The sequence below is a fragment of the Vescimonas sanitatis genome (assembly GCF_049060325.1).
Classification (GTDB): Bacteria; Bacillota; Clostridia; order Oscillospirales; family Oscillospiraceae; genus Vescimonas; species Vescimonas sanitatis.
The window spans coordinates 326,133-340,713 of sequence record NZ_JBMGPW010000001.1 but is presented as its reverse complement, the minus strand read 5'-3'; the positions used below and the strand labels follow the sequence as shown (position 1 = coordinate 340,713).

The 14,581-nt window shown below is 57.6% G+C and carries 13 protein-coding genes and 1 pseudogene; 5 read left to right on the top strand and 9 right to left on the bottom strand.

The window, feature by feature from the left end:
* Nucleotides 1-8: 8 nt before the first annotated feature.
* Together ACOMDU_RS01825 and ACOMDU_RS01820 are read right to left on the bottom strand one after the other, a co-directional pair.
* A complete protein-coding gene (locus tag ACOMDU_RS01825) occupies nucleotides 9-77 on the bottom strand; it encodes a hypothetical protein (protein WP_421128943.1) in 69 nt (22 codons plus the stop codon).
* 45 nt (nucleotides 78-122) lie between these two features.
* A complete protein-coding gene (locus tag ACOMDU_RS01820) occupies nucleotides 123-1,157 on the bottom strand; it encodes a tyrosine recombinase XerC (protein WP_421128769.1) in 1,035 nt (344 codons plus the stop codon).
* Between the two features lie 416 nt (nucleotides 1,158-1,573).
* On the opposite strand from ACOMDU_RS01820, the gene ACOMDU_RS01815 reads away from it, so the two are divergent.
* A complete protein-coding gene (locus ACOMDU_RS01815; protein WP_421128768.1) occupies nucleotides 1,574-2,239 on the top strand; it encodes a hypothetical protein in 666 nt (221 codons plus the stop codon).
* A gap of 305 nt (nucleotides 2,240-2,544) precedes the next feature.
* On the opposite strand, the gene ACOMDU_RS01810 is transcribed toward ACOMDU_RS01815, so the two are convergent.
* Both ACOMDU_RS01810 and ACOMDU_RS01805 read right to left on the bottom strand, forming a co-directional pair.
* Entirely contained in the window at nucleotides 2,545-2,874 is a 330-nt protein-coding gene (locus tag ACOMDU_RS01810) for a TfoX/Sxy family protein (protein ID WP_421128767.1), read from the bottom strand.
* A gap of 1 nt (nucleotide 2,875) precedes the next feature.
* Nucleotides 2,876-3,778 (bottom strand): phosphate acyltransferase, encoded by a 903-nt coding sequence (locus tag ACOMDU_RS01805; RefSeq protein ID WP_421128766.1) that lies wholly within the window; start codon nucleotides 3,776-3,778, stop codon nucleotides 2,876-2,878.
* Between the two features lie 190 nt (nucleotides 3,779-3,968).
* Here ACOMDU_RS01805 and ACOMDU_RS01800 point away from each other — a divergent pair, with 190 nt between their 5' ends.
* On the top strand, nucleotides 3,969-4,283 hold the full coding sequence (locus tag ACOMDU_RS01800) for a hypothetical protein (RefSeq protein ID WP_022135054.1): 315 nt from the start codon (nucleotides 3,969-3,971) through the stop codon (nucleotides 4,281-4,283).
* 43 nt (nucleotides 4,284-4,326) lie between these two features.
* On the opposite strand, the gene ACOMDU_RS01795 is transcribed toward ACOMDU_RS01800, so the two are convergent.
* From ACOMDU_RS01795 to ACOMDU_RS01785, 3 genes are all read right to left on the bottom strand, one after another.
* Nucleotides 4,327-4,551, bottom strand: coding sequence for a hypothetical protein (locus ACOMDU_RS01795; protein ID WP_421128765.1), 225 nt, complete (start codon nucleotides 4,549-4,551; stop codon nucleotides 4,327-4,329).
* 283 nt (nucleotides 4,552-4,834) lie between these two features.
* A complete protein-coding gene (gene radA / locus ACOMDU_RS01790; protein WP_421128764.1) occupies nucleotides 4,835-6,199 on the bottom strand; it encodes a DNA repair protein RadA in 1,365 nt (454 codons plus the stop codon).
* 3 nt (nucleotides 6,200-6,202) lie between these two features.
* Nucleotides 6,203-6,913: an N-acetylmuramoyl-L-alanine amidase gene (locus tag ACOMDU_RS01785; protein WP_421128763.1), complete on the bottom strand. Its 711-nt coding sequence runs from the start codon at nucleotides 6,911-6,913 to the stop codon at nucleotides 6,203-6,205.
* 160 nt (nucleotides 6,914-7,073) lie between these two features.
* Between ACOMDU_RS01785 and ACOMDU_RS01780 the strand changes: the two genes are divergently transcribed.
* The 3 genes and pseudogenes from ACOMDU_RS01780 to ACOMDU_RS01770 all read left to right on the top strand — a co-directional run bounded on the left by ACOMDU_RS01780 (nucleotide 7,074) and on the right by ACOMDU_RS01770 (nucleotide 8,288).
* A complete protein-coding gene (locus tag ACOMDU_RS01780) occupies nucleotides 7,074-7,538 on the top strand; it encodes a spore coat protein CotJB (RefSeq protein ID WP_419027809.1) in 465 nt (154 codons plus the stop codon).
* A 3-nt stretch (nucleotides 7,539-7,541) separates the two neighbouring features.
* A pseudogene (locus tag ACOMDU_RS01775) lies at nucleotides 7,542-7,640 on the top strand (manganese catalase family protein); the annotation flags it as partial.
* Between the two features lie 105 nt (nucleotides 7,641-7,745).
* Nucleotides 7,746-8,288 (top strand): hypothetical protein, encoded by a 543-nt coding sequence (locus tag ACOMDU_RS01770; RefSeq protein ID WP_421128762.1) that lies wholly within the window; start codon nucleotides 7,746-7,748, stop codon nucleotides 8,286-8,288.
* A 52-nt stretch (nucleotides 8,289-8,340) separates the two neighbouring features.
* Here ACOMDU_RS01770 and ACOMDU_RS01765 read toward each other — a convergent pair whose 3' ends face one another.
* Nucleotides 8,341-8,643, bottom strand: a complete 303-nt coding sequence (locus ACOMDU_RS01765; protein WP_421128761.1) for a hypothetical protein — start codon at nucleotides 8,641-8,643, stop codon at nucleotides 8,341-8,343.
* Nucleotides 8,644-8,769: 126 nt separating this feature from the next.
* A complete protein-coding gene (locus ACOMDU_RS01760) occupies nucleotides 8,770-14,571 on the bottom strand; it encodes an LPD38 domain-containing protein (RefSeq protein WP_421128760.1) in 5,802 nt (1,933 codons plus the stop codon).
* Between the last annotated feature and the right edge of the window lie 10 nt (nucleotides 14,572-14,581).

Here is a 14,581-nt window from a genome sequence, read left to right as displayed (position 1 = left end):
GGTGTATATCACACAAAGCTCGAAACCGTGATTTTGGGCGGGATCTCAAGAAGCATATGAATATGATCCGGCCACACCTCTATTGGGTGGTTTTCAATATGCAAAATACAAAAAGGCGGAGGTCAATCCTCCGCCTTTTTACTGTCACTGTCTTCAATTTTCCCTTTCATCTTCACGTGTGACAAGGGATTTGCCTTTGCAGCTACACGCAGCGCCTCGTTGTCAATATGCGTGTAGATCTCCGTGGTATTCAGGTGTTCGTGCCCCAGGACCTCCTGCACCGCCTTCACGTCCACGCCGTTTTGCAGCATCAATGTGGCAGCGGTGTGGCGCAGCTTGTGGCTGGAATACTTTTCACTGTCTAACCCGGCGGCGGACAGGTGTTTTTTCACCAGCGCATGGACCATAGAACGACTGATGCGCCTATTCTGCCCGGAGAGAAACAGTGCGTTTTTATCCCGCCCGGTAATGGGCCGGCGTACCGCCATATACCGCGCAAGCGCATCCTTGCAGGCCTGATTGAGATAGACCACACGGACCTTATTGCCTTTGCCCAGCACACGCAGGGCATCGTCATGAATATCCGTGATATCCAGGCCGATCAGCTCCGAGATACGCAGTCCGCAGTTCAAAAACAGCGTCAGAATGCAGTAGTCACGCTCACAGTTGGCGCCATCTACGCTCTCCAGCAGGGAAAGGGACTCATGCAGCGTCAGATAGCGGGGGAGGGACTTCATCTGCTTGGGCGTATCCACGTCCTTGCAGGGGTTGTCTTCCAAAAGATGCCGTTTATTGCAAATGTAGTTAAAAAACGAACGAATTGTAGCCAATTTTCGGGCGCGGGAAGCAGCGTTCAGACCTTTGTTAGAAATTTCACTATTTTGGTGCTGTACACGATCACGGCTAAGATAGGTCAGATAGCTGTAAATGTCCGTCAATGTGATGCGGGAAATGAAGTCAATATCCACGTCACGGATGTCGATCTCGTCCAACGCTTTACAGGCAAGCGCCGGGTCACGCTGCTGCTTCAGATAGCGAAAGAAATTTCGCATATCCAGATAGTATTCATCCACGGTGCGCTGAGAATGCGCTTTGATGGTTTCGTGGTAGCTGAGAAAATCCAGCAGCAGCTGGGGCGAATCGGTACGGTAATCCATATGTACAATGCCTTGAAAAAAACTGTGGCGGGTATTTGGGTCAGTATTCTGTACAAGACTGTCATGCGGCAACTACAGATCGCCGGTAATGGCTTGTATAGCTTACTCAGGGCGAGATCAGTCCAAAACGGACTTACTATATGAAAAAGAGCGGTTACCCTCCACTCAATTGAACAAAATTTTTATTTTGTTCAATCGTATCTATCTTTTCAAAGCCCCTCCTTCCTGCGGGTATCGGTGGCAACTCGGTGGCAACATGGTAGCAGACTGGCGTAAGCAAGTCAAGATTGAACAAAACCAATTATGGGAAAGCCTTGTACTACAGGGTATTTTCCTCTATAATTACAGTATGCTCAGTGACATATTACCGCTTGCTGTATTAGAAAATGTAGGATTTAACAAAGGAGTGTGATCGCATGTGGCGACGGAAGAAATCGATGGTATGGATCATCCTCCCTTTCGCACTTACGGCGGTTTTTTGCCTTTGGTTTGACTTCAACGTATACGAAAGCCGATCCAAAACGATCTCCTGTGAGGACGATGGCATTATTTTCTCTATCACCACATTCAACGGTGACAGTGAAACCACGCCGTTTCTCAAATGCCTTGGACATACCTGGCTTTCCATTGATAATCAGTCCGGGCATTCGGTGTATATAAAGAATCACGAGATCAAACATGACGAGATGATAACCTTCTCGGTTTGGGCCGTCTCCGATCTTCCGGGGCTGCTTTTCAATCTGGAAGAAGCCTATATCTCAACGTATGACCGATACGTTGGCAGGAAGTCATTAAGTGTAAATATTGGGGAACCGCAGCTAAAGATAATCGAAGCGTATATTGACCAGAAAGACAAATGGAGTCTCGGTAAGAATTGCAGTTATTGGTCCGTTCGCCTGTGGAACGAAGTGGTGGATGAGGCGTTTGGACTAAAGACGCAGACTCTCTTTTATACGCCGAAAAGATTGGAAAGATCCTTTTGTGAATTCGATTGCGTCGAGGCGGATAAAGACTTTTCGCGGGCGGGTCACATCTTTTGCTACCGCGATGGGGTCAGAACGGAGTTGGAGCTATGTTCGTGAACGTCATAAAAAACAGAATCGTGCGCTGGTTCATATACGCGGTGTTGGGTACCCTTTGCCTTTATAACGGGACTTCCTGCGTTGCTGCGCTGCATAAGGCCGGTAAACAGCCATACCTGCTATCGGGGACAGAGCGGTTTGATTTCGTGGGCTACCACATGATGGCTGCGATGTATGGCGTTACATGTATAGCCCTTACCGTCATGCTCATTCTCCTTGTCAGATGGAAGCGGAGAAACAATAAATAGTTCCTTTCCATCGCCCGCTACACAGCAAGGGACGGCAAAAGCCGTCCCTTGCTGTATTCACTTCTCCCCTCTCCCCTTTTTGCGGGGCTTGGGGACGGAGGTGGCGGCTTCCGCCAATCTCAGGACGCGCTCTGTCAAGTCACGGTCCTCAATGTCCAGAAGGTAGCTCTCTTTCGCACCCTCGTAGGGACAGCCACAGGGGGAGTTTGCCATTATTTCGTCCAAAACAGGCAGTTTTTTCACGAAAACCATGTTATCGCAGAGCATTAGTATCGGTTTATCGTTCAGATAGACCATGTACTCCCCAAACATCTTCCTGCTGCGGATCGACCACAGCGGCGGCAGCTGCTCCAGAACGAAATCGAGGTAGTCCTGTGAGGTGGCCATATTACGCCTTCAGGCAGCGCAGAACGGCCATCAGAATGGAGTAATACTTGCTGTCGGGGGTGTCGGCGCGGCTGGTGATGACCACGGGGCAGGATGCGCCGCAGATGGTGCTGGCCATGGTCTTGCAGGCGATGTAGGTACAGGCCTTATACAGCACGTTGCCGATCTCGATATAGGGCACCAGCAGGATGTCCGCCTGGCCAGCCACGGGATCATGGATGGCCTTGTGCTTCACGGACTCCATGGAAATAGCACCGTCCAGTGCCAGAGGGCCGGAAATGATGCAGCCGGGCACACCGCGCTCCGCGATCTCTTTAGCGGAAACGGTGGAGGGCATCTTCTCGGTGACGTTCTCCACGGCGGACAGAACCGCCACCTTGGGGCACTCGATCCCCAGCGCGTTAGCCACAGGCAGCGCGTTCTCCACAATGCCGATCTGGGTATCCACATCGGGGGCGATGTTGATGGCGGCATCGGTGATCATCACGAAGCGGCCCTCGTACTCGAAGATGCCGCACTGGCTCACCAGGCGCTTGCCGCTGGCGGGGATCAGTCCCGTCTCTCTGTTCAGAATGGCGCGGGCAAAGTTGGAGGTTTGGAGAATACCCTTCATGGGGATATCCGCCTTGCCCTCGCGCACCAGCTGCACCGTCAGCTTTGCGGCGTCCAGCTCCTCGCCATCGAAATCCACGATCTCATAGTCCTTCTCGCTCTCGCCCATCTCATGCAGCATGGCGATGATCTCATTCTTTTTACCTACCAGCGTACCCTCGACAACGCCCTTGCGGCGGGCGTTGACCACCGCGCTCAGCGCCGGTTCATCGTGGGCATTGGCCAGCGCGATGCGCTTCTTCATGCCGCAGCCCAGTACATAGGCTTCCAATTCTTTAAAAGATGTAAACATTTCCTTTTACCTCCGTTTTTGGCTCCCATTTCCCCGGAAACCATCTTTTGACGGGCCCATTATACCCCCTGCCGGCGCAAAAAACAACCGAAAATTCCACACGGCCTTCTCCATGTTTGTAAAACTACTTGCATTGCCGCCAATTTTACGGTATACTGAACAAAATAGGTTTGGGAGGGCGCTGCTGACCATGTTCTGGAATTTTATTTTTTACGGGATGATCGCCGTGGGCGCGATTTTATTTGTATCTCTGACGATCTACCGCATCGACTGGGCACGCCATCCGGAAAAGTACAAGGACCTGGTGGAAGACGAAGATCCGCAGAAGGCCGAGTATCGCAAGAAAAAAGAGGCAGACAAAAAAGCTGCCGCTCAAAAGGCCAAGGAGAAGGAAAAGCAGCTTAAGCGCCAGAAGCGCGTGGACAAGCTGAACCACTACCGCGCCATCAACGGCAAGGGGCCCGTGGGCATGGACGGCAAGCCCATTGACAAGAAGAAAAAATAAGCGAAAAGCATCCCCCGGCATATGCGCCGGGGGATGCTTTTTCTTATTTCCGTTTTCCGAGTACCAGCGGCAGACCGCCGACAAGTACCGCCGCGATCAGGGAGACTGCTGCCTTAAAGGGCCAGAGGATTTTCAGCGTTTCCACAAAGACCACGGCCGGCTCCGCCTCTAATTTGATGCGGAATCCGGGGATAGCAAAGCTCATGATCATGTATACCGCAACAAAAACCACAACAAATAGAACAATGAAGAGACTTTTACGTTTCATATTTGTTCCTCCTTGTATACCGATACATACCGATATTGCTGCATCTCGCTATATAGAAAGTATATCAAAATACAAAAAAATGTCAATTACAAAAGGGTTACGCGGCAGTAACAGTTGATTTCATAGAATGACGTATGATAGGCCAAACTACGGCAAAGGAGTGATGGTATGATACCCTGCATCGACAGCTGTCGCTGGCAGCAGGACGGCGTGTGCACGCTGGACACCTGCGACAACGCGATTGGCCAACCAAGCGCTTCCCACCCTTGCCTCCATTATGTGCCTATTGTCCCCGAGCCAGCAGCTGCAACGCCCGGGAGATATTCGCCACCGGAAGAAGCTCCAAACCAACGGGTGCCTTCAGATCTTTGACCTTGTGAGCTGGCACCATGCATTGCGTAAAGCCTAAACGCTTTACTTCCGACAGGCGTTGTTCCATGTGGGTGATGCTGCGTATCTCGCCGGAAAGACCTACCTCCCCTATCGCCGCCATCGTGCTGGGGACAGGTTTATCCAAATAACTGGAGGCGATGGCTACCACCGCCGCCAGGTCGGCGGCAGGCTCATCCAAAGTCAAGCCGCCGATGATATTCAGATAGGCATCACACTGGCTGACTTTCAGGCTGCCACGCTTTTCCAGTACCGCCAGCAGCATGGAGGCACGGTTGTAGTCAAAGCCGTTGCTGCTGCGCATGGGACGTGCCCCGGCACAGGGCGCCAGCAGGGCCTGCACCTCCGCCAGCACGGGCCGCGCGCCCTCCATCACGCAGGTAACACAGGTGCCGGAGGCGTCGGCGGGGCGGCCGGAAAGCAGCATTTCTGAGGGGTTCTCCACCTCACGGAGCCCGGCGTCCAGCATCTCGAACACGCCGATCTCGTTGGTGGCGCCGAAGCGGTTTTTTGCCGCCCGCAGGATGCGGTATGTCATGTGCCTGTCGCCCTCGAAGTACAGCACACAGTCCACCATGTGTTCCAAGACCTTGGGTCCGGCGATAGAGCCTTCTTTGTTCACATGGCCAATGACAAATACCGTGACCCCCTGCCCCTTCGCCAGCTGCATCAACGCCATGGTGCAGTCCTTCACCTGTCCCACGCCGCCGGCGGGTGCGTCCAGTTCCTCGTTATACAGGGTCTGGATCGAATCCACAATCAGGATGTCGGGCTGCTCCTGCTGTACACACTCCAACACATCACCCAGCCGCGTTTCGGACAGGACAAACAGGTTTTCGCTGTCCACACGCAGGCGCTCCGCCCGCAGCTTCAGCTGACGGGTAGACTCCTCGCCGGATACATACAGCACCTTAGCAAACTTCCCCAACTGCTGGCATATCTGCAGCATCAGGGTAGATTTGCCGATACCGGGTGCGCCGCCCACCAGCACCAGCGACCCCTTCACCGCACCGCCGCCCAGCACGCGGTCCAGTTCACCCATTCCGGTGGAGAAACGTATTTCCTCGTCCGCCTGCATATCCGTAATGCGAGATACCTTTACAGGCGCATTTACACGGGACATTTTGCTGTTTTTGGACGGACGCTCCGCCGCCTGCTCCACCATGGAATTCCATGCGCCGCACACCGTGCAGCGTCCGGACCAGCGAGGACTCTCGCTGCCGCACTCGGTGCAGAAAAACACGGTCTTAGCCTTCATATTTCATCCCTCATTTGTACAGTATTGGCAAAAACCCGCTGCGATGGCAGCGGCCATGTGCAGTTGATAGTCTGGCTGCTGAAGCAGCACCGTCTCCTCCGGGTTTGACAGAAATCCGCATTCCACCAGCACGGCGGGGCAGTCCGCATGCTTCATGATGTAAATGCTGTCGTCGATACGCTTTGCTGCTTTTTCCCGGGTATTAACAGCCATATTCAGATCGTTCTGAATGCACAGCGCCAGCGCTTCTGCACCGTCCTGTCCGTTATGGAAGACCTGTGCACCGCTGACACCGGGATGACCCGGCAGGCTGTTCTGGTGGATACTGATGAGCCAAGCGTCAGCGCAGCTGTTGATGATCTCAACACGCTTTTTCGTGTCGGATACCTTCTGCTGCCGCAGCGTAGCGGCAGGATCGTCACATAGGGCCTCCTCCCCTGTCCGGGTCAGCAGCACTTCATAGCCGCAGAAGGTCAGCACATCCGCCAGGCGCAGGGTAATGGCCAAATTCAGGCCGCTTTCGGCCACACCGCTGTCCGACACCGCCCCGCCGTCCGCGCCGCCGTGGCCGGCATCCAAGATGACCGCCCGCTGTGGCGAAGCGCTGCCCGAAACGGCCGCCGCCCCGGGACGCGCGGTCAGCAGCAGTGCACCGCACAACGCTGCCGCGGCCACAACTGTCAGCAGATGTCGTTTGCGAAGCAGCAACACCATGGACCTCCCTCCCCTCCGGGAGAGTTTATGTGTGTTTTCTTCATTGTAACACAGCATAGCAAAATTGAAAACGATTTTCTTCACCGTCCAAACCGCCAAGGCATAAGATATAGCGAGCCGCTGTGAACGGCTCCACTACCGACAAAAGGAGGAAATTCTCTTGTATACAGAGAAAACGGCGGCAGCGCGGGCGGAAACACAGCCCGCCTGCGGCGAAGGTACCGGCCAGCTTCCGGCCTGCGGTGCGCTGGCTTTCCCCTATGTGGCCATGCAGGGTACAGACCCCGTGCGCTACGACGACCAGGAGGCCCTGCGGCAGGGCACACTCTTTCCCGGCCTTGATCTTCCCTTCCACAAGGAGTTGCGGTCCCGCTTTCCACAGGTAGACGGTCCCCTGCTGGAGCTGATGGCGCTGGATTTTGCCATTGATGAGCTGGGGCTGTACCTGACCACACACGCAGATGACCAGCAGGCTTTGGAGCTGTACTGGTCATACATCCGGCTGGGCCAGGAGGGGCGTAAACGCTATCAGGAAAAGTGCGGACCGTTGATGCAGACGGATATCACGCCGGGCAGCTACCAATGGCTGAACGACCCGTGGCCGTGGGATGGAAAGGGGAACTGAGCCATGTTTGTCTATGAGAAAAAGCTGCAATACCCTGTGAAGATCAAGAATCCCAACCCCAAGCTGGCAGCGGTCATTATCAGTCAGTATGGTGGCCCGGACACCAACAGACTACGAAAGTGCAACGTAAAATTCTCGTTTTCGCTTCATAGCATTTGACAAATCCCGATGCCTCGTCTATTCTAATGCCATAAAGGAGGTATCGCTATGGATTTTGTCGATGTCGAATATACCGAGGTGCAGGACGAGCCCATCACGGACACATGGTATACCTGCCCGGCCTGCGGCTGTCTAAACCATTCCGGCTCCCCTTGCGATTGCGGCTATGATCCCCGGCGTGCCGTAGCCCCTAAGAAGCGCCGCAAGCGCAGGCCTTCTGTGGCAGTCATCGTCCTTTCCGTCGCGCTGCTTGCTTCCCTGGCTATCAGCGTGGCACGGGAGATCTCTTACTCGGAGTGCCGTGCTGCCTTGCTTGATACCCAGGAGAACAACGCCAACGCGCGCACCAGCATATCGAACCTCACGTCCACCGTCAAGCGCCTACGGGACGAGCTTGACGCCCTCTCTCTTTACGCAGACAACGCCTGTGTAGTTCCTACCGGGGGCCGTATGTATCACCGGGATCCCACCTGCTCGAAATGTGACCTGTCGGCCGGATACTGGATATTCAACACAGAGCTTGCCGCAGGTAAGGGGTATAAAACGTGTCCCTCCTGTTCTATTGCTGAAATGCCAGTCCTGGGTAACTAATCTCGCAAGCACAAAGCCGGAGAGCCTCAGCTCTCCGGCTTCTCTATTTTATTCAGTTGGCCTTTTCCAGCGCGGCCATGCGCTCAGACATTTGCCGCACAACGACCTTCAGGAACTTCACCTCATCTTCAAGGTCATCAACGCGAGAGCGCGGCACGAGTTGTTCTCGGATGCCGTCCAGGGCCTCCATCACGAGATCGAACTTGGGCGCCACAGTGTTTTCGATCAACACCTGCATCCGCCGTTCCGACGCGCTGATACGGTCGTCGATCATCTCAGACATCCGTTTCTCCGATGCGCCGATTTTCTCGTCTACCAACTCCGATATCGCCTGCATATCTTTTTCGTTCAGCATATCGCGTTCCTCCCGCCCATTCAAGATATGCCCATTATACCCACCGGAGTTCCCGCTGTCAACGCTGCCTTTGTCAAAATCGCAAACGAATAACCGAAGGGCGCGAGGCATTCCTCGCGCCCTTCTTTACTTCAGCACCGGCATTTTCACCGTACCGCCGCCCAGCACAGGCATCTGTACGCCGGAGCTTTCCCGGCTACCCAGCACAGGCATGGTCACGCCGCTGCCGCCCAGCACCGGCATAGACACGCCCGCGGATCTGCCGGAGCGCCACGGTGCTTCATAGATCTTGCTCTCGGCCCACCCTTCCGAGTAGTAGAGTGCATCCTTCTGCTCGGAGGTCAGATCCATGGCCGCGATGACCTCCAGCTTCTCGGCCTTCTTGCTCATGGACGACGTGGCCGCCTTGTAGTTGTAATACTGCGTCGCCGTGATCCCCGCAGACATTTCCAGCTCGGCCTGTGTGAGCAGCGTCTTGTCGCTGGCCATGTCCGCGAAATAGATCTCCGCCTGTGCTTCCTCGCTGATGCCGGACCGCTGCAGGTAGTCGAACTTCTGGGACACGGCGCTCTCCGTGCTGGTGGCCTTGATGCCCTTTGTTCCGAAGTAGTATGTATAGAAATCGTCATAGGGCACGCCATTCTCCTTCGCATCCCGCGCTCTCTCGTACACATCCTTGTTGTACACCTGCAGGGCGTACTCGGCGCCGAAGCAGTCCTTGTTGGCCTCGCGGTACGCGGTGTCCTCATCCTCTCCGGCCGCAAGGTGGCTTTCCACAGCGGCGCGGAATACGTCTTCCTGCGCGATGGCGTTTTTCTGGATGCCGGTCACGATGGCCTTCAGCTCTCGCGTCTGCTGCTTTTTCTCACTGTCGGACAGCTCCGTGGACGCTTCCACCTCGCGGATCTGTTTCCACAGGTCGGAACAGGCGGTCTGCTGCTTGTTCCACCAGCGGCTCACCACGCCGGATGCCACGTCGCCGGCGTTCTTGGCATACTTCAGTTCGTTGGCCTCGTCGTAGAAGTCGCCGCTTACGCGGTTGCTGCTCATGACGTCCACCGTGAAGGCCTTTTCAAACATACCGCGCTCGGCCTGCGGTGTCAGCACCGGCAGGAGGAAATCGCCCAGTACGCCGCTGTACTGATCCAGCACATAGTTCAGCTTTTTCGGCGAGATGCCCAGCGCCTTGCCCACGGCCTTGGAGAACACGTCCGTACTGCTGTCGTAGCGCTCGCCCGGTGCGTAGTTCTGCAGGCGCCGGCTCTCAATGTCTCCACCGTACCACGTCCGCCCCGGACTGTCCGGGTTGAGGAGCTGGGAGTCGATGAGCGCGGAAAAGATGTTGCTGGTCAGCGGGTTCGCCGGGGCGACCTGGTTGCCCATGGTGTTGATGGTGGAGAGAATGTCCACGTCCTCCCCCCTCACCGCATCCGCCACGCGGTCCGCCGTGATGCCCAGCAGGGACAGTTCGCGTCCCTTCGGGATCTTCAGCCAGTAGCCGTTGCCCAGCTTGAACATATAGTTCGTGTCCTTGTCGCTGTCCCGCAGATCGTCCCACTCGTCATCGTCGTGGTACAGCAGCGCGTTCAGCAGGGACGGAGCGATGCCCAGCGCCACGGCCCGCGCCGCCAGCTTGGCCCACTCCTTTGCGCCCTTGGTCTCCGTCACCCGCCGGACGAGCTTGTCAAGCCCCTGCACGCCGGGGTTCAGGAAGGGTACATAGTTGGCGTTCAGCACCTTGCCCAGCGAGCCGGAGCGTCCGAAGTTCACGGTGATATCGGCGGCGGCATAGAGCGCGTCCGCCTCGGCCGCGAGGTCGCTTACCGCTTCGCCGCGCTGTTTTGCGGCCTCCGCCTCCTGCATGACGCCCATAAACTCCGCCAGACGCGGGGCCTGCTCCGCCGCCATGTTCAGCGCCTCCACACGCGCCATCACCTTGCCCATCCGTCCCTTCGGCTCCTTGATGGTGCCGGTGGTGTAGTCGAACACGGAGGAGTAGACGCCGCCCAGCGCCTTGTAGAGCTGCCAGTATTCCCCGTTGTTCTTTATCTCCGCCAGTGCCCGCGGATAGTTCCGCGCAAACGCCGCAGCGTCCCGCGTATTCAGTCCCGCAGTCTGCAGGTCCCGGATCACGTTCCTGGCAAGGAACGTCGGGTTGTAGCCCGTTACCAGCGACTTGAACAGGTTGTTGGCGCCGCGGGCCACGCGCGTCAGCTTGTTGCTCTCCGCCGTATCCGGCGACAGCGCTTTCACGGCATCGAACAGCGTGTCGTCCACCGTCATTTCCCACAGCTTGCCATCCATATAGGCCGTGACGATCTTGTCCTTGCTGGGCCTCTCGATGGCGGCATCGTCCAGTGTCTCCGGGTTGAACTCATGCTCGTACTGGCTTGCCTCCTTGACGTAGCGGTTTACCGCGTCCGTGTCGCCCGTCCGGAGATAGTCGCGCAGCAGCCGGTCCGCGAAGCGGTTTTTGCTTCCCTCACGCACGACCTTCATCGTCTGCTTGCCCAGCGCCTCATGCAGCGGCACAAGGCGTTCCGTGCCGCCCTGTGCGCGGCCCACTGTCTTGCCGATACGCACCGCGTTCAGATCCCGGCCCCGGCCCGCGGCGTCCTTGTCCTGCACGCGCATGGTGGGCACATAGTTGGGATAGAACTCCTTGAGGAAGTCCGCGTTCTCCTGTGTCATAAGCCCGCTGTCCACCCGGTACTGCATCATGTTGTCGATGTACTTCCGTACCTGTGCCTGGTACTCCGCGAACTCCGGGTGCTGCGCCAGCAGCTTCTCGGCGCGGGCTCGGCTGTCCTCTGCGGAAAATTCATAGTCGAACACCGGCTTGTCCTGGATGGCCTCGGCCTTGTCCAAATTCCGCAGCAGCCTCTCCCTCTCACGCGCCAGCGCCGCGATGTCCGGATCCGGATCCTCCGTCAGCCGGTGAAGCTGGGCGGCGGTGTCCGTCCGGATGTCCGGATTTTCGGTGTCGAAGTCGCGCAGCGCCGCCTTCGCCTCCAGCACCTTTTCCGCTTTTCCTTCGGAGAGGCTCATGCGGTCGATGTTGTGCAGGTCGAACATATAGAGCTGGAAGTCGTGGTAGAGGTCCTCCCCTCTTGCGCGGATGGGCGAGAACACATCGTTGAGGCTGTCCCCCACCTTCCTGCCCCTCACGTCCGTCTGGGCATCCGTGATCATGTTCACCCCGGCAGAGGACGACGCCCGTGCCTGGTTGTAGAACTGATACAGGTACGGATCGCCGACCGCCTCGGACAGCTTCGTGACGCTGTGCCCGGCATCCACCATCTTGCGGTAGAAGAAATCCCACGCTTCGCGGGCAGCCTCCCGCTTGCTCTGCTTTTTCGGCGTGGTCCTGTCTGTAACCATGTCAGAGGTCGCGTCCTGCAGGTACTCCCTGCGGCCGATCACGTCCGCCTGGTCGGCGTACAGGCTGGCCAGCTCGTCGAGGTCGGCCTGCAGGACCTGCTCCTGTTCTGCTGCCGGAGGTGCTTCGCTCTCCGCCAGCCGTCGGAGCTGCGCGTCATACACGGCATCCGCCGGCGTGTACGGATCATCTGTGAGGATGTTCTCATCCTGCGCCAGCGCGTCCATATAGGCATCCATCTCTGCCCGGTCTGCCGCGGAGACAGGCTCCTGTGTCACCTCTGCCGGTGCGTCGCTGCGGCTCTCGTAGTTGTACGCATCCTGCCACGTCATGGCATCTGCCGGCGTCGCCTCAGAGGTATCCCGCCGGATGATATTGCCGTCCCGCACAAATGCGCTCGGTGCACTCTCCCCTATCACCGGCATCTCCACCTCGTTGACAGCTCCCTCCGTCTGTGCTATACTATCAACAGAGGGCTCGATGTCAGCTATAGTGTCCTGCGGTGTTGCTGTGGGCCTATCGGAGGCGGCGTCGTAGCCCTCTGCTTTTTTATAAAGCACATTCCCCTCCGCGTCCAGCGCCTCATGCAGATAATAGCGGTTCGCATCATCCTTTGTCACGATGGCTGTCACATAGGTCTGTTTCCCATCATAGGTCACAGGCGCGGCAAACACATAGCTGTCGTACCCTCTCCCCTTCCAGTTCGGTGTGTAGTTGATCTGCACACCGTTTTCTATTACGCCGGGTACGGCCGCCGCCAGTTGGATCTTTGCCTCTCCCGATCCGTGTCCGACTACGCTGTTTCTCACCCGGCTTTTGGAGAACAGCACGTCACCGAAGCCTTCGCGGCGCACCTTCCCGCCGATGCTCTGGAAGAAGTTATACACCCGGTCTGTGGCCCTGCCGGTTTTCCCCACCTCTTGGCCGGTCACATTGGCCACCGGCTCTATGCCCTCAAGGGCAGGGATATTGGACCGCAGCAGGCCAAGAACGCCCTCTGCGTCGCTCTTGGAGCCGTCGTTGAACGTCGCCGCCGCCTGCCGCTGGGCGTATGTATTCCCCGCGGCGTCCGTCACCCGCGGCATGGTGATTTTCCCCGCCGCCGTATTCGGCTCTGTAAGCCTCTCTGCGGCGTTCTGCGTTTCGGCGTCAAAGTTTACGACCGGTGCCGTCTGCGCGTCCTGTGCCGCCGGTTCCGTGGCAAACTGCGGCATTTCCGCCGTGCTGGTATCCTGCGTGCGCTCCAGCGTCGGCATCTGCACCGTCCGCCCTCTCCGCAGCTGACCGCTGCTGCCGATAAGCCCCATAGTGCCGCCCAGCAGGAAATCATAGGCCATCTGCGCCGCGTCGTCCGTCGTGAAGATGGCCCCGGTGCCGTCGTCCAGCCCCAGCGCCCGGTCCGCCAGCGGGTTCAACACGTCGGAAACGACTTCTTCAAGGCCTTCACCGCCGGAGTTGATGAGCCACACAGCGGCCCGCTGGCCTGCTTCTGTCTTGGTCAGCTTGTCGGCCACTTTTTCCACAAGCTCGTCCGCCGTACCGGCGCCGTAAGCCTTGGCGAGACCGCCGAACAGCTTTTCCGTCAGCACCTCAATGGTGGCGCCTTTCAGGCCGGACAATGCCTGCTGCCCGGCTGTCTTACCCTCCCGCCGGGCCTCGGCGGAGGCGTCGCCGTATACGCGGCTGGCCATGGATACCATGCCCGCACCCGGCGCGATGTAGTTCGCCGCCAGGTCGGCCAGGAGCTGCGTGCCGGTGTAGCCCAGATCCACAAGGAATTGCCCCACCTTGCCGCTGCCCTCCTTGGCGGCGGCCACGTCCTTGTCGGCGCTGGCCTTCAGGCGGTCCGAAGCGGCGAAGGCATCGTTGGCGGTCTCCATCGTCCGGGCCTTTTGGCTCGCCGTGGCGTCCTTGTAGATGTTCTCCATCTCGGCGATCTTGCCGTCGGTGTACTGCGTGTTGAGTATCTTGTAGTACCGGCTTTTCTGGTCCACCGTCAGCCTCTTGCCGGTGTTGGGGTTGACGCCGGTTTTCAGAGCCTGCTCATAGAAGGCCTTGGTGTCCTTCATCTGCTGGATCTTGTTGTCGTTTTCCCCTTTCTGCATGATCTCCTGCAGGTTGCCCATGCCCTCCACGATGCTGCCGCCGATGTTGGCGTAGGAGGAGCCGATGCCCTTTACCGCGGCGCGTGCGGTCTTGTACGTCTTTTCCAGCAGCTCCCCGCCGCCGGAGTAGTCACCCGCGCCGAATGCGCGAATGTTCGCCGCCCGGTCTGTCGCCGACTGCTGCGCCGGCTTCACGGTCTTCACCTTCGGTGCCGTGGTTCTCCCGCCACTCTGTGTGCCGGATCCGTTCGCCACGGACTGCACGCCCTTGGACGTAGTTTTCCCCAGCACGGGCATCTGCGTCCCCGATGTCTTTGCCGGAGTCTTCAGCTTCGGCATCTGCAGCGCAGGAAGCGCAGAGGGCAGGGACGCAATGCGCGCCCCTGCCTTGCTCTGCTTGGTCTTTTTTTCGGTGATGGTCATAGCCATAGACTTCTTAGCCATGATAGAGCCC

Bases quoted from the DNA above. Each gene is read 5' to 3' on its own strand.
- ACOMDU_RS01820 (WP_421128769.1), bottom strand. From the start codon at position 1,157: ATGGATTACCGTACCGATTCGCCCCAGCTGCTGCTGGATTTTCTCAGC.
- ACOMDU_RS01815 (WP_421128768.1), top strand. From the start codon at position 1,574: ATGTGGCGACGGAAGAAATCGATGGTATGGATCATCCTCCCTTTCGCA.
- ACOMDU_RS01810 (WP_421128767.1), bottom strand. From the start codon at position 2,874: ATGGCCACCTCACAGGACTACCTCGATTTCGTTCTGGAGCAGCTGCCG.
- ACOMDU_RS01805 (WP_421128766.1), bottom strand. From the start codon at position 3,778: ATGTTTACATCTTTTAAAGAATTGGAAGCCTATGTACTGGGCTGCGGC.
- ACOMDU_RS01800 (WP_022135054.1), top strand. From the start codon at position 3,969: ATGTTCTGGAATTTTATTTTTTACGGGATGATCGCCGTGGGCGCGATT.
- ACOMDU_RS01795 (WP_421128765.1), bottom strand. From the start codon at position 4,551: ATGAAACGTAAAAGTCTCTTCATTGTTCTATTTGTTGTGGTTTTTGTT.
- radA (WP_421128764.1), bottom strand. From the start codon at position 6,199: ATGAAGGCTAAGACCGTGTTTTTCTGCACCGAGTGCGGCAGCGAGAGT.
- ACOMDU_RS01785 (WP_421128763.1), bottom strand. From the start codon at position 6,913: ATGGTGTTGCTGCTTCGCAAACGACATCTGCTGACAGTTGTGGCCGCG.
- ACOMDU_RS01770 (WP_421128762.1), top strand. From the start codon at position 7,746: ATGGATTTTGTCGATGTCGAATATACCGAGGTGCAGGACGAGCCCATC.
- ACOMDU_RS01765 (WP_421128761.1), bottom strand. From the start codon at position 8,643: ATGCTGAACGAAAAAGATATGCAGGCGATATCGGAGTTGGTAGACGAG.
- ACOMDU_RS01760 (WP_421128760.1), bottom strand. From the start codon at position 14,571: ATGGCTAAGAAGTCTATGGCTATGACCATCACCGAAAAAAAGACCAAG.